Below are 17,816 nucleotides of genomic sequence, written 5' to 3'. Positions count from 1 at the left end.
AGCGCGAGCTGCTGCAAGTTCTGTGCCCGGATCGGGTCGTCCCAATGGCGGAGGGGCCCCGGGGATATTCTGCCTGTTGTCCAAGGCGTTCCGGCAAGATACGATGTGAACCAGACCGTTCTCCGCGACAGGATGCCGTGGCTTTCGATATCTCCGGTTCGGCGCTCCGCTTCAGGCGACGCTTGTTCAGCGATCACAGAGGCGGTCCGGTGGGCAGGTGCCCCCGCTGCCTCAGAGGATTCGTATTCGTCGCCGCCTTGCTGCTGGCCGGATGCGCCAGCCTGCCCAAGGACGTCCAACGGCCCGTCTCGCATGCGCTGACTCAGCCGGATGACACGCCGCTGGGGCAGCTCGTCGAGCATAAGCGGCCGCCCACCGTTCAGCGGGATTTGTCGGGTTTCGCGTTGCTCGCTTCGCCCAACACCGCCTACGCGGGTCGGCTCGCGTTGACGCAGCAGGCGAGCAAGACGCTCGACATCCAGTACTACTCCATCCACGTGGACCCCACCGTGACGAACCTGTTGCGCGCCGTGCGCGATGCCGCGCGTCGCGGGGTGCGGGTGCGTATCCTGCTCGACGATTTCAACAGCGTGGGGCGCGATGCGCAGGTGATGCGCATGGCCGGCGTGCCCGGTGTGGAGATGCGCATGTTCAATCCGCTGCCCGGCGACCGCAGGGCGGGCATGATGCGCGCGCTGTGGTCATTGGGCGATTTCAAGCGCATTCAGCACCGCATGCACAACAAGCTCTACATTGCCGATAACGCCTGGAGCATCATTGGCGGCCGCAATCTGGGTGACGCCTACTTCGGCACGGCCGATGGCAGCGATTTCATCGATATGGACGTGCTGACCGCCGGTCCCCTGGTGCGGGATATTTCAGCAAGCTTCGACCGTTACTGGAACAACCCCTTGGCGTATCCGGTGAGCTCGCTCATCACGCCCGCGGAGCTGGCGCGCTTGCGTGAACTCACTCCGCCCGCGCCCAAGTCCGCTGCAGCGAAGCCCGCTGAAGCGAAGCCTGCTGAAGCGAAACCCCCGGAGCTCCAGCCGGCCGAAGACAGGTCTGCTCAAGCCACATCCGACGATGCAAAGCCCGCCCCGAAGGCCCCTCCAAAGCTGCCGCCCGCCCTGGATCTGACGTCTTTGCCGCTGGCCTGGGCGCCGGCCGGACTGCTGGTCGACAGCCCGCTCAAGCTGATGCCCGAGAACGGCGACACACAGGTCGGGGGGGAGGTGATAGAAGGCCTGCTGTCCTTGTTGCGGACGGCGCAGCAGGACGTGATCATCGTCTCACCGTACTTCGTGCCAGGTGCGCAGATGATGGCGTTGTTTGCCACGCTGAGATCCCGCGGCGTGCGCGTGCGCGTGCTGACGAATTCCCTGGCGTCCACCGACGCCTTGCTGGCGCAGGTGGGCTATGCCCATCACCGCAAGCAGCTCCTGCGGCAGGGCATCGAGTTATACGAAATGCGGGCGCGCGAGCGGGCGCGGCTCAAGGAAACCGTGCTGGGCTCCGACAGCCAGGGTTCGCATGCCGGCTTGCACGCAAAGCTGGTCATCGTGGACGGGCGCACCATCGCCATCGGGTCCATGAACCTGGACCTGCGGTCCAAACTCCAGAACACGGAGATTGCCCTTGTGATCCGCAATTCGAGGCTCGCGCGTCAAGCGGCCGGACAGGTGCTGGCGGTGATCCGGGTGGGGGCCTGGCGGGTTGCGCTCGAGCCTGACGGCGCGCTGCAGTGGCATGATCCGCCAGGCCCACATGCCCGTATCTACAGTCACGATCCGGATACCAGCGTTTGGCTGCGGCTGATCGCGAAGATGCTGTCGCCCCTCACGCCCGATGAAATGCTGTAGCGGTGGCGAAGCTCTCCGGACGTGCTGTTGCGACTATGTGCCTCGCGTCATCAGTCGATGACGGCCGGACGGCGAGGCCGCCTCACGCAGCCGCAAAAGCCTTCTCGACCTGTTCACAAACGGCGGCTGTGACCTGGACCGTCGAAGCGTGACCGCCCAGGTCACGGGTATGCAGGGCCGGGTCGGATGTCACTGTTTCGATGGCGCGCATGACGCAGGCGGCTGCCTGCGCCTCGCCCAGATGCTCCAGAAGCATGACGATCGACCAGAAGGTTCCCAGCGGATTGGCGATGCCCTGGCCCATGATGTCGAAGGCCGAGCCGTGAATCGGCTCGAACATGGACGGGCTGCCCCGCTCAGGGTCGATGTTGCCGGTGGGCGCAATCCCCAGGCTTCCTGCCAGCGCGGCCGCCAGATCGCTCAGGATGTCGGCGTGAAGATTGGTCGCCACCACCGTGTCCACGGTGGCCGGCTGATTGACCATGCGCGCGGTCATCGCATCCACCAGCATCTTGTCCCAGCTCACGTCCGGGAACTCCTGTGAGACCTGACGTGCGATCTCGTCCCACATCACCATGGCATGCCGCTGTGCGTTGCTCTTCGTGACGACGGTCAAGTGCCGGCGGGGGCGGGATTGCGCGAGCCGGAAAGCGAAGCGCATGATTCGCTCGACACCGGCGCGTGTCAGGATCGACACGTCGGTCGCCGCCTCGATAGGCAGCCCCCGGTGCACCCGGCCGCCTACGCCGGAATATTCGCCTTCGGAGTTTTCACGCACGATGACCCAGTCCAGATCCTGCGGCCCGCAGTGCTTCAGCGGGGTATCGATACCGGGCAGGATCCGGGTGGGACGCACGTTGGCGTACTGGTCGAAGCCCTGGCAGATTTTCAGGCGCAGGCCCCAGAGGGTGATGTGATCCGGGATCCCCGGGTCGCCCGCCGAACCGAACAGGATGGCATCCTTGTTGCGCAGGGCCTCCAGCCCGTCGTCGGGCATCATCACCCCATGCTCGCGGTAGTAGTCCGCCCCCCAGTCGAAATTCTCGCATTCGAAGGCAAGGCCGCTTGACGCGCAGGCGAGTGTCTCCAGAAGCCGGATCCCCGCGGGGATGACTTCTTTGCCGATGCCGTCGCCCGGGATGGTCGCAATGCGGTAGGTCTTCATTCCTGTGCCTTTCATGGGTATCGCTGTGCGGATACTGTAATCAACTGGAAGGAGCGGGATCGTCGGTTGAATTCACAGCATTCTCAACTCTGGTTCATCAATGACGTCCTGTCTTTGCCGGACTGACTGCGAAGGCGGGCATCTTGCGTGGCGTGGGGGCGCGGTGGGCGCCGGGGCTGGCGTTCGCGTACATGAACTTTCATCGCGTGACTGGGACGGTGCCGGAGGCTTTTGTGAAGACATTGTGCGGCATCGTGAAGATTATGGAGATGAAAGCATGTTCCTGGCAGGTTTAGTAGTAGAAGTGACCTATGTGCTACAGGTTTGGACGATTGATGCAGGAGGGGCGTCGTTACAATGGCTTCAAGCTCAGCCGATGGGCGGAGCTGGAGATGGGTCATGAAGCGTATTGCCTCGACTGTGTTGCTGGCGGGCTGGATGGTGTTGCCCGCCTTGGCATTTTCGCCGATGGCGGCTGCGGCCGTGAGCGTGGGCGTGGGCGTGGGCGATGGAGCCTTCGGTGCGGGGATTTCGATCAGCACGGAACCGCCGCCGCTGCCCGTCTATGATCAACCCATCGCGCCGGACGAGGGGTATGTCTGGACGCCCGGCTACTGGGCCTGGGCACCCGCCGGCTATTTCTATTGGGTCGACGGCGCCTGGGTGCGGCCGCCGGCGATCGGACTCCTCTGGACGCCCGGCTGGTGGGGCTGGTCTGATGGGTTCTACCGGTGGCATCCTGGCTACTGGAGTCCCCGGGTGGGCTTCTATGGCGGCATCGACTATGGCTTCGGCTATTTCGGGGTGGGCTACGGCGGCGGCTACTGGAGGAACAATCGCTTCTACTACAACACGGCCGTCAGCCGTGTGAACAGGACCCGGATCCACAATACTTATGTCGACAGGACCGTGGTCCGCAATGTGACCGTGAACCGGGTGAGCTACAACGGCGGACGGGGCGGCGTCGCAGCCCAGCCCACGGCGCAGCAGCGGGCGCTTGCCAACGAGCGCCGGGTGGCCGCCACGCCGGCGCAAATCAACCGCAGGGACGAAGCCCTGCGCAATCCGGCCCAGCGCTACGACACCAATCGCAGCCGGTTCTCCGGTGACCGTGCCCCGCAGCCGGCAGCGCCAGGCGGCCGCGCGCCCCAGACCAATGTGATACGTGCGCCGGGAGCGGGCGGAGAACCTCGGACCAACGGTCCTCAGGCCATCCCGCAGTCCCGCAACCCGAGCGTCCAGGGAACGCAACGGCCCGCGGCGCCGAATCGTCCGCAAGTCGAGCGGCCATCCGCGCCGGTGCAGCCTTCGGTACCCGGCACACCGCGTGTCGAGCGCGGCGGCGGCTCTTCCACTATCACGGCGCCGCAGCGCGGCCCGGCGGTCCGGCCAGTCCCGCCTGAGCCGGCGCCGCGTGTGGAACCCATGAGCCGGCCTCAGGTCCAGCAGTCCCCCGCGCCTCGTTTCGAGCCAGCCAGCCGCCCGCAGGCAGCGCCGGCGGCTCCTCCCCGCGTCGAACAGCGTCCGTCCCGGCCCGACGCACCGCAGCAGCCTCGTTTCGAGCAACGCGCGCCTCATCCGCAGGCACCGCGGCAACCTCGTTTCGAGCAGCGCGCCCCCCGTCCCGAGGCCGCCCCGCGAAGCGAAACACATCCGGCCGCGCCGCGCACACAAGCGCCGGCCGAGCATCGTGGTGGCGGTCAGGATCGGGGCGACGAAAAGCGCCGCCACTGACCGATCGGACCGGCCTGAGCCGGTGTCGGTGTCGGTGTCTTGTGGGGGGCCGTTCTTCGTTTATAATTCTCCGCGTCAGGGGGAGTAGCTCACTTTCCGCCGCATCGTCAGGACGGCGCCTTCACAGGCACCCGGTGCGCGGGCGATTCAGATCGCGAGCAAGACCTTGCCTTCATGGGCAAGGTGCGTCTCCTCTCCAGGAATGACCTGTGCTCCGAAGGGCCCGGGTCATTTTCATGTCGGGCGGCAGAGGCTCATCTCATGCTCGCCGGCCGGCAGGGCGCGCTGACCTGGGCCGAAGTCCCTACCACTTCGACGACAGGAGCCGTCATGCTTGATCTTCTATACACCCTGCATTGGGGAGCCGTCTTTCAGATCGTGCTGATCGACATCCTCCTTGGAGGCGACAATGCGGTGGTCATTGCGCTTGCGTGCCGCAAGCTGGAACACCGGCAGCGGCTGCAGGGAATCGTTTGGGGCACGGTGGGCGCCATTGGCCTGCGCGTCGCCCTCATTGCTTTCGCCCTGACCTTGCTCCAGGTCCCTTTCCTGAAAGTCGTGGGCGCTGTGCTGCTCCTGTGGATCGGTATCCGGCTGCTGCTGCCCGATGATCATGCAAAGGGCGATGTGCATGCGAGCGCTTCGGTGCTGTCGGCGGTCCGAACCATCATCGTCGCCGACCTGGTCATGAGCCTGGACAATGTCGTGGCCATCGCCGGCGCCGCGCAGAACGCGCATGAGACCCATCAATTGGGCCTGGTGGCCTTCGGGCTGGTACTCAGTGTGCCCATCATTGTCTGGGGCAGCACGCTGGTGCTGCGCTTGATCGACCGTTTTCCGCTGGTGGTCACGGCGGGCGCTGGATTGCTGGGATGGATTGCCGGCGGCATGCTGGTGACTGACCAGGTCATCACGGCAGCCATCGGCACGCCCACGGGCCTGAAAATCGGCGCCGAAATCGTGGGGGTCATTCTGGTCGTGGGGATAGGCAGCTTGCTGGCACGCCGCCGCGCGGCCGCTGCGCCCAACGAAGTCGTTTGATGCCGATGCAAATCCGGCCGGCCGCGGAAGATTGCGGTCGGCCGGCGCGGTCGAAGAGCGACGGGATCAGGGCGGACGGGGCGCCGCGCTGATGCCGCCGCGTCGCTGCTTAGTGCAAGGAGGCCAGCTTCACGTTCTTGTCACCCAGCGCCTGCGCGACGTCGTGCATGGCCTGATTCAGGATCTTGTGGGTGTTTTCATCGGCACCGTGGCCGAATTTGACGTCGATGTCGGCCATCACTTGATTGTGCAGCTTGTGCGAGATGGCCTTGTCGAACAGGTAGCCCGACCAGAACGTGTTGTCAGGGGCCGTGCCCGCCGTGACCAGCGTCTTGGCGAGCTTGACGCCCGTCAGGTCGGCGGGAGCAGCCGGCAGCTTGACGCCGGCTTCGGTGGCGCGCTTCAGCCCGTCGTTGATGGCGAAGGTCATGCCGGCGATGAAGTTCTTCACGTTCTGCTCACCGTATTGCTGGGTCAGCTTGGCGACTTCGGCGTTGACCGTCTTCTCGCCCAGCATGGATACCAGCGCCTTGTCGAAGGTGAAGTGCTCGGCGCCGCCGCCCGCCTTGACCAGCGCGGCAGTCACTTCCAGCGCGGGTGCGCCTTCATAGGCCGGGCCTCCAAACCAGTTCATGGTGTGGGATTCGGCTTGCGTGTGAGCGGGTGCGGCGACAGCCGTCAGGGTGGCGCCGCCCAGGGCCAGACCCAGTGCAGCAGCCAGCACAGCGGGCGCTGTCGCAAATTTGCGGGAGATCTTCATGATGCATTCCTTTTCAGGTAAGGAGCCCTGCGTACCGGCGCCTTCAGGCGGCCCGGCTCCCCAGGGCTTGTAGATAGGCGGGAAACCCCCCGTCCGGGTATAAATCGTTCAACTGCGCCAGCGTCTGTGGCGACAGCAGTCCTTCGAGACGATCGCCCAGGCTCTGGCAGATGGCGGCCAGTCCCAGGTTCTGCCGGATGAAATCCGCCGCCAGCTCGACCACTAATTGCTGATGGGTCGTCATGCCTTCGGAAGCGCCGCCGCCGATCTGGCCCACGAGCGCGATCTGCTGGTCGGCCACCAGCACCAGCCAGCGCAGGACGCCTCCCCGTGCCAGCGCGTAGCGGTGGACGGCGCCTTGGCACCCGCGGCACACTCCTTCGCACGCCTGCAGACAGAGCGTCGTGATGTGAACGCCGCGATCGCTGGCGCGTTGCAGGGCCGGCGCCAGGGCGGCGGCGTCGGCTGGCTGGATGGCCACCAGCAGGGAATCGTGGCAGTCGTCAATGATCGCCGCAGCCTTCGCAAGCAGTTCACCGCCGCGCAGATTGAAGACAGGAGCGGGTTCGTGTTTGGCTGGCTCCAGCGTCAGAGACTGTTGTGCCGTGTCCAACGCACGCTTGTGTTCGGTGGCGAGCTTGCGCAGCAGTTGCGCCGGGGCCACGGCGACATAGCGTTGGCCGCCTTCGTGTTCCACCCGCAGGAGCGCCCCGCGCGCCAGCAATTTTTCGGCGACGGCGTAGATATTGGCGCGCGGAATGCCCGACTGTTTGGCCAGGCCGTAGCCGTTGAGCTCTCCGGCGCTGACCAGTGCCGTGTAGGCCCGTGCCTCGTATTCGGAAAACCCCAGTTGCTGCAGGGCGGCTATGGTGTCCATGGTGGAACTAGTAGTTGTGTGTATGACTACTATAATCCGAAAAAAACGGATGTCAAGAAATGCAGCGTGCAAAGTCAGTGGGGCATTGCATCCTTCGGCGGCCCGCGTCACACGCGCCCGATGCGTGTTGACCTATGATGATCACAGTTCTTCCTGGAGCGTACCCATGAAAATTGCAGTTGTAGGAGCGGGCGGAGTCGGCGGCTATTTCGGGGCCATGCTGGCCCGGTCCGGTACGGACGTGGCGTTCATTGCGCGCGGCGCGCATCTGGCAGCGCTGAAGGAAAAAGGGCTGCTGATCGAAAACACCAAGGGCGAGAACCTCTGCCTGGACCGCGTGCAGGCCACGGACGATCCCGCCACGGTGGGGCCCGTGGATCTGGTGCTGTTTGCCGTGAAGCTGCCGGATTCCGAGACTGCGGTCCGCGCGCTGCGCCCGCTCTTCGGCCCCAGGACCGCGATTGTGTCCTTTCAGAACGGCGTGCAGAAAGACGATCTCCTGCGCCGGGAATTTGGCAATGAAGCCGTGATGGGTGGGGTCGCCTACATCTCCGCATTCATCGCGCGGCCGGGCGTCATTCGCCACGTGGGCGGCATGGGCCGGCTGGTATTCGGCGAATTCGATGGCCATCGCTCGCCGCGGGCGCTGGCTTTTCTGGAAGCCTGCCAGCAGGCTGGCTTCGACATCGAGCTGGCGGAGGATATTCGCCGGCGGATCTGGGAAAAATTCGTGCTCCTGGTGGGATTGTCGGCTGCGACGGCCTCCATGCGCATGCCTGTGGGCCCGATCCGCGAAAATCCGTTGACCCGCCAGTTCCTGCTGGACCTGATGCGGGAAACGGCGGCGGTCGGCCGGGCGCTCGGCGTCGCGTTGCCAGACGGCTATGCCGAGGACCGGCTGGAGTTCACCCGGAAGTTTCCGCCGACCATGACGGCTTCCATGTGCCACGACCTGGAGGAAGGCAAGCCGCTCGAGGTCATGTGGCTCAGTGGTGCGGTGGTTGACCTGGGCCGGCAGGCCGGCGTCGCCACCCCGGCGAACCGCGCGGTGCGCGATATCCTGGTGCTCCACGCCCAGGGGCACGGCGCGCCGGCGGCTGCCTCGCACTGACGGCGCTAGCCGTTCTGCCGTTAAACTGCGGGGGATGAAACACGGATGGTGGTGATGAGACCGGAACCCTTGCTGATTCTGCCGGCAACGACGCCGTCAGCCCAGTTGTTCGTGCTTCTGCATGGCGAATCTGCGGATCCCGCACAGTTGCTGGACGTGGTGGCTGCCATTCGGCAGGCTTTCACTTCGGCTGTGATCGTTCAGCCTTATGCCCCCTTCGGAGAGGGGGCAATGCGGCGCTGGATCGCGCAGGCGGCACCCGACGCCGCGGGCTACCTTCGGCTCGTGGAGCAGGCGGCGGCGTTGCTGGCGCGCGAGGTCCATGGCTGGCAGCGTCAGTACGGACTGGGGGGCGAGCAGACGGCCCTCGTCGGTTTTTCCGAAGGCGCCGCTGTGGCGCTGGAAGCCTGTGCGGTGCCGGGGCTGGCCGGACGGGCGCTGCTGTTTTCCACCCGTTTTGCGACGTTGCCGGGGTCCGCGCCCCAGGCGACCACGCTGCATTTGCTGCACGGTGAGCGGGATCCCGTGGCGCCCGTGGATCAGGCGCAGCAGGTCCATGCCCGTTTTGCGGAGCTGAACGCCGATATCACGCTGGATATCGCCTCGGGCGTGGGGCACGAGCTGCACGCGGCGCTGATCCATCAGGCCATCGTCCGGCTGCAGACCTGCGTCCCGCTGCGCAGCTGGGAGGCCGCGATGGGCGCGCCTGACCTGCGTGTGGATGAATACAGCGCCGTCGACCCGGACAGCAAAGTGCCGCCAGGTTCCCGAACGCTGCATTGATTGCCGCGTCGGGACGGGGCGCGAGGCCGTGGCCCCCGAACGCTGCGTCGATTGCGACGTCCAGGCGCATGGCGGTCGCGGCCGCGGGCTCGACGCAGGCGCACTCCCCGCGATGCGAGGATCCTCGGCTACTTTGCGCCGTGCAAATCGTGCAAGGTCTGCAGGGCGAGGTTCGAATGGGCATAAGCGCCACCCGCCCGCATTTCGGCCGCTACCCAGATGGCCTCCATGATTTCTGCATCCGTGGCGCCAGCACGCGCCGCACCTTCCGTGTGCCCTTTGATGCAATAGGGACATTGGGTCACGTGGGCCACTGCGACGGCAATCAGCTGCTTGGTCTTGGCATCCAGGGCGCCGGGTGCGAACACCGCCTTGCTGAAGGCCCGGAAAGCGGCCAGCGGTTCAGGCGCAAGTTCCGAACGCTGCTTGGCCAGATCGGCAGTCGGGTGGGGATAAATCGGCGAGTCCATGGGAAGCCTCCTGGAATGTCGGGCGATGAGAGGCGTCCATCATAGCCCCGCTTCAGGTGCGCGAGCGTGGTGTCCCGGCCGCCGACAGGGATGTGCCGGCACAGGAGACCGCTAACCGGCGAATCCGCCACCGTCCAGAAACGCCTGTTCCGGGGCGCTGGTGTCCCGGCCCAGCAGCCGGTTCCGGTGCGGGAAGCGCCCGAAGCGTGCGATGATGTCCCGATGCTCGATCGCCCAGTGGAGGGAATCCGGAATGCGGTCGCGGTAAAGCAACACCGATTCTTCCTGTACCGGCAAGCTCTCCGCGTGCATGAAGGGGAGGCAGATGAAATTGCGCAGTGCGGGTTCGATGGCGTCGAGATGAGGCAGACTCAAACGTGCATAGTGCAGTGCGAGGCCGTCGGTGGCAAACATGTGCGCCGTGTCGCGGAATGCATTTCTCGGGTATTGGTCCAGCAACAGGATCAGCGCCAGCGCCGATTCAGGCTGGGGGAGCCATCCTTCAAGCTGCTGACGCGCGGCCGCGAAATGCGCGTCCTGGAAGCGCGTCCGGAATTCGGTGTCGAAGTCGACGTCCTTGCTGAACCAGCGCTCGGGACCCGCGTCGCGCCAGAAGGCGACGATGGCCGATGCATCGGCAGACCCACGAAGTGCTGTGTTTGAATGCGTCATGGTGGTGGAGGCGGCGGTCAAAGGGATTATGGCTACGGTACACCGTTTTTTGCTCGCTCAGCACGGCCCGGCGCCCGGAGTCAGGCGTCCAGGAAGCGGCAGCGCCCGGGGTCCAGCCAGATCTCGACGGCGTCTTCCAGGGCCAGGCGCAGGTTCGGCGCCGCGCGGGTACGGACCACCTGGTCGTTCACGCGGATCTCCGCGTCATAGAATTCTCCCGCGAATTCCAGCGCTTGCACACGGCCTTCGATCATGTTGAAGCCGGGGCCGGAGTCGGGCCGGCTGACACGGATGAATTCGGGCTGAATGCTCAATGTGCCGGGCGTACCCTCGGGCAGGTCACGTAGCTGGCAGTGGAGTGTGCCAAGCGGGGTGCGCGCCAACAGAAAATCATGTTCGACGCCCCTCACCGTAGCTTCGAACAGATTGGCGTGCCCCAGGTAGCTGGCGACCATCGGGTGCGCAGCGCTGAAATAGAGCGATTCGGGCGTTCCCGCTTCGAGGATGCGCCCGCCGTGCATGAAAGCCATGGCGTCCGATTGCGCCAGCGCGTCGGACCGGCTGCGGGTCGCCAGGATGACGGTGGCGCCGGCGGTTTTCAGGCAATGCCGCAGGCGCCGGCGTGGCGCAGTGCGGGATTCGTGAAACAGATCCGCCAGCGGGTCGTCCAGCAGCACCAGCCGTGGCGCGCTTGCCAATACCTGGGCGAGTGCGACGAACCACTGTGATTCGGCGTCCAGGCTGCCGGCGGGCTGATCAGCCGATCGCTCCAGTCCCACGAGCGCCAGGGCCTGGCGGGCGTGGGCATTGGCCTCCGACTTTGGCAGGCGCTGGACGCGCAGGGCGAAGGCGGCGTTCTCCAGGACGGTCTTCCGCGGCCAGAGTTGCGGCGGGCACGTGACGAGACCCAGGCCGCGTCTATCGGCCGGTACGAAGGTTCTGGGTTCGGCCGACCAGAGCACCCGATCGTCCATCTGTATGGACCCCGCGTCCGGTGCGTCCAGCCCGGCGATGCAGCGCAGCAGCGCGGTCTTGCCGCAGCCTGACGGGCCCAGCAGTGCGAGGATCTGTCCCGCCGGAACCTCCAGGCTGACGCCGTTCAGGACCGTGTGCGCGCCGGCCCGGTCGGTATGGGTCTTGCGCAGATCATCGAGGCGGATGTCCGCGCCGGCGGGCGGCTCGCTCAGAGCAGCTCCTTGCGCAGGGTTTCGGGCGACTTGGCCGAGAGCCACCCCGGAGCGACATCGAGGACGGTATGGGCGCCCGTTTGTCCCGACACCTTCATGCGCCAGGCCGCACGGGCGTAGGCCACCAGTACGTTGGCGGTGAATCCCGGGTTGCTGGCGAGCTTCAGCGAGAATTCCATGACCTGGGAATCACCGGTGCCGGATTGGCCGGTGCGCATGACGAATCCGCCATGTGGCATGCCGGCATGGTCCCGTTTGAGCTCGGCTTCCGAGATGAAGTGGGCCGTGGTGTCGTAGTCGGCAAAGTAATCCGGCATCGACGCGATGTCGTGCTCGACCTTTTTGGGATCGGCGCCGGGTTCCAGCACCACGAAGCATTCACGGGTGTGCTTGTCGCGCGTGCTCAGCGCCGGGTTTTCGCCGGCGCGCACCCGTTCCAGTGCCGACAGTACCGGGACCGTGTACTGGACGCCGGCGCGCACGCCGGCCACGTGGCGGATGGCATCCGAATGCCCCTGGCTGACGCCTTTGCCCCAGAAGGTATAGGGCGTGCCCTGCGGCAGGACAGCCTCGCCGATGGCGCGGTTGACCGAAAACAGACCCGGGTCCCATCCCACCGAAATCAGGCTCAAATGGCCGCTGGCACGCGCCACGTCGTTGATCCGGGCGAAGTACTGCGGGATCTTCGGGTGGGTATCGAAGCTGTCCACGGTATTGAACCACTGCGCCAGTTCGGGGCCCTGGACCGGCAGGTCATCCTTCGAGCCGCCGCACAGGATCATCACGTCGATGTCCCGTTGATGGGCTTGTGCGTCTTTCAGCGATTGGACGGGGATGGAGGCGTTTGGCAGTTTGACCGTACCCGGCTCGCGGCGGGTGAAGACCGCGACGAGCTGCATGTCGGGCTGCTGGGCGATGGCAGCCAGTACCCCGCGCCCCAGGTTGCCATAACCGGCGATGCCGACGCGGATGATGGGGGAGTCCATAAAGTTCCTTCTTGTCAGACTTCAAACATCCCGACCTTGTGCGGGATCGGAGCGATCGGACATCGTTTCAGCCCAACGCCGGATCAGCGGCCAAAGGTCGGAGGGAGCCCGCGCGACGGCGTCCGCGCCCCATCGGGCCGGGTCGTCCAGCGAGCAGTAACCGTAGCCGGCCGCGATGGTCGCCATGCCGGCTGCCTTGCCCGCCTGGATGTCGCGCGCATCGTCGCCGATGTAGAGACTCTGGGCAGGGGACAGGCCGGCCCTGTCCGCCGCGTGCAGCAACGGGGCCGGGTGCGGCTTGGTATGCGGCGTGGTGTCGCCGCAGACGACGACGCGGCAGTGCTCGTGCAGCCCCAGGTGCCTGACCATGGGCGCCGTCAGGACCTCAGTCTTGTTGGTGACGATTCCCCAGGTGAAGCCCTGGGCCTGGAGCCTTTCGAGCAGCTCATGCACGCCCGGGAACAGCGCTGTGTGCTCGTTCATGACCCGCGCGTAGTCGCGCAGGAACTGCTCCCGGACCGGCTCGTACTGGTCGCTTTCGGCGCTCAGGTCCAGGGCGGCCTTGAGCAGGCCCCGGGCACCGTGGGAAGCATGAGGCCGCAGTGCCTCGTAGGGCAGTGGCGGCAGGCTGCGGTAGGCGCGCTGCAGGTTGGCGGCCGCTGCCAGATCGAAGGCCGTATCGGCCAGCGTGCCGTCGAAGTCGAAAAGGACGAGTGCCCGCATGGTCAGCCCGGACGGCGCGTCGCGAGAAAATAGTTCACGCTGGTGTCCCCGGTCAGGTGGTAGCGGTGAATCCATGGCTGGTAACCCAGACCCGCCAGTGCGGTGGTTTCGAGCCCCGCCGCCCGGGCGGCGGCCGCGAGTTCGCTGGGCGTCACGAAATGTTCGTACTGGTGCGTGCCGCGCGGCAGCAGGCGCAGCACGTATTCGGCTGCCACAATGGCCAGCAGGAACGACTTCGGGTTGCGGTTCAGTGTGGAGAAGCATACCAGGCCGCCCGGGCGGACGAGCTGGCCGCAGGCCCGCACGACCGACGCCGGGTCCGGGACGTGCTCCAGCAGTTCCATGCACGTGATCAGGTCGAATTGGCCCGGTTGCTGCATTGCGTATTCTTCCGCGCTGACGCATTCGTAATGCACTTGCACGCCCGATTCGTGGCCATGCAGGCGGGCGATCTGCAGGGAATCGCGGGCCAGGTCGATGCCGGTGACCTGCGCGCCTTCAGAGGCCATCGCTTCGGCGAGCAGCCCCCCGCCGCAACCGACGTCGAGCACCCGCAGGTCCCCCAACGGCCCCGCCTGGCTGCGGATCCAGTCCAGGCGCAGCGGATTGATGTCATGCAGGGATTTAAGGTCGCCTTGAGGGTCCCACCAGCTCGATGCCAGGGCGCTGAATTTGTCGACTTCGGCCGGGTTGGCGTTGATCGGGGGCATGGGGGCGACGGCTCCAAAAAAATAGGGCTCCGCGGATGCGGAACCCTATTGTATCCGCCACGCGTAGCGCGTGGCGGCTCAGTCAGCCAGCAATTATTTGCGGGTACCGACGATTTCGATTTCCACGCGGCGATTCTTCGCGCGGCCTTCGCGCGTCTTGTTGGTCGCGACGAAGTTGGTCTTGCCCTTGCCTTCGGCGTAGATGCGGTCAGCCGGAACGCCCTTGCTGATCAGGTAGTTCTTGACCGAGTCGGCGCGGCGCTGGGACAGCTTCAGGTTGTAAGCCACGGAACCGATAGAGTCGGTGTAGCCGGTGGCGATGACCGTTTCCAGATTGATCGAGGTGGCTTGTTGAGCGACTTGGTCGAGGACCTGGCGGCCTTCGGGTTTCAGGTTCGATTTGTCGAAGTCGAAGAAGGTGTCGGCGTTCAGGACGACCTTGCTGGCGGTCGGAGCAACGACGGGAGCCTGGGCGACAGGTTTGCCGCATTCGGCGGCAGCCGTGGCCGGGGTCCAGTAAGCATCGCGCCAGCAGTCGCCGTAGCTGTTTTTCCAGACGTGGCCGTCGACGTTGGTCCAGTTGTCAGAAGCAGAAGCGGTGCCGGCGGCTGCCATGGCAGCAATGGCGAGCCCGATGGCGATTTTGGAGGGTTTGTTCATGTTTCTCCTCGTTTGAGCGTGATGCTTGAAAGTGACCGCAGCGAACCCCCGCCGCATCTCGATAGAACAATTCCAGTATAGCAATGTCCAAGTCATAAACTCAGAGTTGCGCTGGGTTTCATGCGTGTTAGGCGAAATCTTAAGGCATTTTCCCCCGGGCGGTTAAGCACAAATCCATTGGTATGCGCAGTTGTCGCGATTTCCTGCGGATGAGGCGGCCGGCTGTGGGATTTTCGCAACGGCCGGCGAAGTCGGCCTGTTTTCCCCGGCGGGATGGGCATCCTGCGGGCGAACGCGGCGCAATGATAGAATCATCGGCTGGTCGTACGCCTCTCTTATGGAGATATTGAGAGGCGCCTGCTTCGACACATGCCTGAAGGTTTGCGGATACGCCATATGGATTCCTTTGCGAAAGAAACCCTGCCCATTTCTCTGGAAGATGAAATGCGGCGCAGTTACCTCGATTACGCGATGAGCGTGATCGTGGGGCGTGCCCTGCCGGATGTGCGTGATGGTCTGAAGCCGGTTCACCGGCGCGTGCTGTTTGCGATGCACGAACTGAACAACGACTGGAACCGGGCCTACAAGAAGTCCGCGCGTATCGTCGGCGACGTGATTGGTAAATACCACCCGCATGGCGATACGGCCGTGTACGACACGATCGTGCGCATGGCCCAGGACTTTTCGCTGCGCTACATGCTGGTCGACGGGCAGGGCAATTTTGGCTCGGTGGACGGCGACAATGCGGCGGCCATGCGCTATACGGAAGTACGCCTGGCGAAAATCGCCCACGAGCTGCTGGCCGACATCGATCAGGAAACCGTCGACTTCGGCCCTAATTATGACGGCAGCGAACAGGAACCGCTGCTGCTGCCGTCCCGCCTGCCCAATCTGCTGGTCAACGGCAGCGCCGGGATCGCCGTCGGCATGGCGACGAACATTCCACCGCACAATCTGTCCGAGGTCGTCGAGGGCTGCCTGTATTGTCTGCGGCATCCCGACTGCACGGTGGACGACCTCATCGAGCGCATCCCGGCCCCCGATTTCCCGACCGGCGGCATCATCTACGGCATGTCGGGTGTGCGCGAGGGTTACCGCACCGGGCGCGGGCGTGTGGTGATGCGGGCGAAAGTCCACTTCGAGGACCTGCCGCATGGCAACCGCGAGGCCATCGTCGTTGACGCCATTCCTTATCAGGTGAACAAGAAATCCCTGCAGGAACGCATTGCCGAACTGGTCAACGAAAAGAAGATTGACGGCATTTCCGACATCCGCGACGAGTCCGACAAGGACGGCATGCGCCTGGTGATCGAACTCAAGCGCGGCGAGGTCCCGGAAGTCGTCCTGAACAATCTGTACAAGAACACGCAACTGCAGGAAACCTTCGGCATGAACATGGTGGCGCTGGTCAATGGACAGCCGCGCCTGCTCAATCTGAAGCAGATGGTGGAATACTTCCTGCAGCACCGCCGCGAAGTCGTGACCCGGCGCACCATCTTCCAGTTGCGCAAGGCGCGCGAGCGCGGCCATGTGCTGGAAGGGCTGGCCGTGGCCCTGGCCAACATCGACGAGTTCATCGCCATCATCAAGGCGGCGCCCACGCCGCCGGTGGCGCGCGACGAACTCATGGCGCGGGACTGGGACTCGTCGCTGGTGCGCGAGATGCTGGCGCGCGCCGATGCCAATGTGGCGTCGGGCGGACGCGAGGCGTACCGCCCCGAAGGGTTGGATCCCCGCTTCGGCCTGCAGGCGGAAGGGCACTACCGCCTGTCGGAAGTCCAGGCCCAGGAAATTCTCAACATGCGCCTGCAGCGCCTGACGGGGCTGGAGCAGGACAAGATCGTGGGCGAATACCGCGACGTGATGGACGCGATCGCCGATCTGCTGGACATTCTGGCGCGGCCGGAACGCATCACCACCATCATCAGCGACGAATTGCAGGCCGTGCGGGCCGAATTTTCCGATCCCGCGCGCGACCCGCGCCGCTCGGAAATCGAATTCAACGCCACCGAGCTCGAGACCGAGGACCTGATCACCCCCATGGACATGGTGGTGACGCTCTCGCGCACTGGTTACATCAAGAGCCAGCCGTTGTCGGAATACCGGGCCCAGAAACGCGGCGGACGCGGCAAGCAGGCGACCGCGACCAAGGAAGACGACTGGATCGACCAATTGTTCATCGCGAACACGCACGATTATCTGCTGTGCTTCTCGGATAGGGGGCGGGTGTACTGGCTCAAGGTCTGGGAGGTGCCCCAGGGATCGCGCAACTCGCGCGGGCGGCCCATCGTCAACATGTTCCCGCTGATCGATGGCGAGACGATCACGGTGGTCCTGCCGGTCAAGGCCTTTACCGACGATCACTATATATTCATGGCGACGTCGCGCGGCACCGTGAAGAAAACCCCGCTGTCTGATTTTTCCAATCCTCGCAAGGCCGGCATCATCGCGGTGGGTCTGGATGACGGCGATTTCCTGATCGGAGCCGAACTCACCGATGGCCAGCATGATGTGATGCTGTTCTCCGACGCCGGCAAGGCGGTGCGCTTCGACGAGAACGATGTGCGTCCGATGGGACGCACCGCGCGGGGCGTCCGCGGCATGTCGCTGGAAGATGGCCAGACCGTCATCGCTCTGCTGGTGGCCGGGGACGAGGCCCAGAGCGTGCTCACCGCGACCGAAAACGGCTTCGGCAAGCGCACCTCGATTGTGGAATACACGCGCCACGGACGCGGCACCAAGGGCATGATTGCCATCCAGACTACGGCGCGCAACGGCAAGGTGGTGGGCGCCGTCCTGGTCCAGCCCGCGGACGAGATCATGCTGATCACCACCGCCGGGGTGCTGGTCCGGACCCGCGTCTCCGAGATCCGCGAGATGGGCCGGGCGACCCAGGGCGTCACGCTGATCAACGTGGATGAAAACAGTCTGCTGTCGGGCGTGCGCCGCGTGGTCGAAAGCGATGCGGACGACGTCGAAGACGCCGCCGAGGAATCGCCGGCGGACTCGGGGACTCCCGGGCCGAATGCGCCGCTTCCGGACAACGGCCCGGATTCACCGGATACCAACGTTTAA

16 protein-coding genes are annotated in these 17,816 nt (G+C 65.1%); 6 read left to right on the top strand and 10 right to left on the bottom strand.

Annotation, left to right across the window (positions count from 1 at the left end):
* Positions 1 to 209: 209 nt before the first annotated feature.
* Positions 210 to 1,862 (top strand): phospholipase D family protein, encoded by a 1,653-nt coding sequence (locus tag ACVCMJ_RS06445; RefSeq protein WP_447080608.1) that lies wholly within the window; start codon positions 210 to 212, stop codon positions 1,860 to 1,862.
* Positions 1,863 to 1,944: 82 nt separating this feature from the next.
* On the opposite strand, the gene ACVCMJ_RS06440 is transcribed toward ACVCMJ_RS06445, so the two are convergent.
* Positions 1,945 to 3,027: a tartrate dehydrogenase gene (locus tag ACVCMJ_RS06440; RefSeq protein WP_447082691.1), complete on the bottom strand. Its 1,083-nt coding sequence runs from the start codon at positions 3,025 to 3,027 to the stop codon at positions 1,945 to 1,947.
* Between the two features lie 399 nt (positions 3,028 to 3,426).
* Here ACVCMJ_RS06440 and ACVCMJ_RS06435 point away from each other — a divergent pair, with 399 nt between their 5' ends.
* Both ACVCMJ_RS06435 and ACVCMJ_RS06430 read left to right on the top strand, forming a co-directional pair.
* Positions 3,427 to 4,761 (top strand): hypothetical protein, encoded by a 1,335-nt coding sequence (locus tag ACVCMJ_RS06435; RefSeq protein WP_447080607.1) that lies wholly within the window; start codon positions 3,427 to 3,429, stop codon positions 4,759 to 4,761.
* Positions 4,762 to 5,091: 330 nt separating this feature from the next.
* Positions 5,092 to 5,802 (top strand): TerC family protein, encoded by a 711-nt coding sequence (locus tag ACVCMJ_RS06430; RefSeq protein ID WP_447080606.1) that lies wholly within the window; start codon positions 5,092 to 5,094, stop codon positions 5,800 to 5,802.
* A gap of 109 nt (positions 5,803 to 5,911) precedes the next feature.
* Here ACVCMJ_RS06430 and ACVCMJ_RS06425 read toward each other — a convergent pair whose 3' ends face one another.
* Together ACVCMJ_RS06425 and ACVCMJ_RS06420 are read right to left on the bottom strand one after the other, a co-directional pair.
* Positions 5,912 to 6,562, bottom strand: a complete 651-nt coding sequence (locus ACVCMJ_RS06425; RefSeq protein WP_447080605.1) for a hypothetical protein — start codon at positions 6,560 to 6,562, stop codon at positions 5,912 to 5,914.
* Positions 6,563 to 6,605: 43 nt separating this feature from the next.
* Entirely contained in the window at positions 6,606 to 7,439 is an 834-nt protein-coding gene (locus tag ACVCMJ_RS06420; RefSeq protein ID WP_447080604.1) for a TrmB family transcriptional regulator, read from the bottom strand.
* A 166-nt stretch (positions 7,440 to 7,605) separates the two neighbouring features.
* Between ACVCMJ_RS06420 and ACVCMJ_RS06415 the strand changes: the two genes are divergently transcribed.
* Both ACVCMJ_RS06415 and ypfH read left to right on the top strand, forming a co-directional pair.
* Positions 7,606 to 8,550 carry a ketopantoate reductase family protein gene (locus ACVCMJ_RS06415; protein ID WP_447080603.1) on the top strand — a complete coding sequence of 315 codons (945 nt, stop codon included), beginning with the start codon at positions 7,606 to 7,608 and terminating at the stop codon, positions 8,548 to 8,550.
* A 54-nt stretch (positions 8,551 to 8,604) separates the two neighbouring features.
* The gene (gene ypfH / locus ACVCMJ_RS06410; protein WP_447080602.1) at positions 8,605 to 9,333 is read left to right on the top strand and encodes an esterase; all 729 of its coding nucleotides are present in this window, start codon (positions 8,605 to 8,607) and stop codon (positions 9,331 to 9,333) included.
* A 128-nt stretch (positions 9,334 to 9,461) separates the two neighbouring features.
* Here the strand turns inward: ypfH and ACVCMJ_RS06405 are convergent, their stop codons facing one another.
* The 7 genes from ACVCMJ_RS06405 to ompA form a co-directional block, all read right to left on the bottom strand.
* On the bottom strand, positions 9,462 to 9,803 hold the full coding sequence (locus ACVCMJ_RS06405; RefSeq protein ID WP_447080601.1) for a carboxymuconolactone decarboxylase family protein: 342 nt from the start codon (positions 9,801 to 9,803) through the stop codon (positions 9,462 to 9,464).
* A 111-nt stretch (positions 9,804 to 9,914) separates the two neighbouring features.
* Positions 9,915 to 10,475 carry a DUF924 family protein gene (locus ACVCMJ_RS06400; protein WP_447080600.1) on the bottom strand — a complete coding sequence of 187 codons (561 nt, stop codon included), beginning with the start codon at positions 10,473 to 10,475 and terminating at the stop codon, positions 9,915 to 9,917.
* An 80-nt stretch (positions 10,476 to 10,555) separates the two neighbouring features.
* Entirely contained in the window at positions 10,556 to 11,707 is a 1,152-nt protein-coding gene (locus ACVCMJ_RS06395) for an ABC transporter ATP-binding protein (RefSeq protein WP_447080599.1), read from the bottom strand.
* On the bottom strand, positions 11,659 to 12,648 hold the full coding sequence (locus ACVCMJ_RS06390; RefSeq protein WP_447080598.1) for a diaminopimelate dehydrogenase: 990 nt from the start codon (positions 12,646 to 12,648) through the stop codon (positions 11,659 to 11,661). Before ACVCMJ_RS06390 ends, ACVCMJ_RS06395 begins: the two co-directional genes overlap by 49 nt.
* Positions 12,649 to 12,669: 21 nt before the next feature.
* Positions 12,670 to 13,371: a phosphoglycolate phosphatase gene (gene gph / locus ACVCMJ_RS06385; RefSeq protein ID WP_447080597.1), complete on the bottom strand. Its 702-nt coding sequence runs from the start codon at positions 13,369 to 13,371 to the stop codon at positions 12,670 to 12,672.
* A 2-nt stretch (positions 13,372 to 13,373) separates the two neighbouring features.
* A complete protein-coding gene (gene ubiG, locus ACVCMJ_RS06380; protein ID WP_447080596.1) occupies positions 13,374 to 14,081 on the bottom strand; it encodes a bifunctional 2-polyprenyl-6-hydroxyphenol methylase/3-demethylubiquinol 3-O-methyltransferase UbiG in 708 nt (235 codons plus the stop codon).
* A gap of 93 nt (positions 14,082 to 14,174) precedes the next feature.
* Positions 14,175 to 14,741, bottom strand: a complete 567-nt coding sequence (gene ompA, locus ACVCMJ_RS06375) for an outer membrane protein OmpA (RefSeq protein ID WP_447080595.1) — start codon at positions 14,739 to 14,741, stop codon at positions 14,175 to 14,177.
* 396 nt (positions 14,742 to 15,137) lie between these two features.
* Between ompA and gyrA the strand changes: the two genes are divergently transcribed.
* Positions 15,138 to 17,816, top strand: coding sequence for a DNA gyrase subunit A (gyrA, locus tag ACVCMJ_RS06370; protein WP_447080594.1), 2,679 nt, complete (start codon positions 15,138 to 15,140; stop codon positions 17,814 to 17,816).

The organism is Castellaniella sp. UC4447_H14 (assembly GCF_052978285.1).
This window is presented reverse-complemented; position numbering and strand designations above follow the sequence as displayed.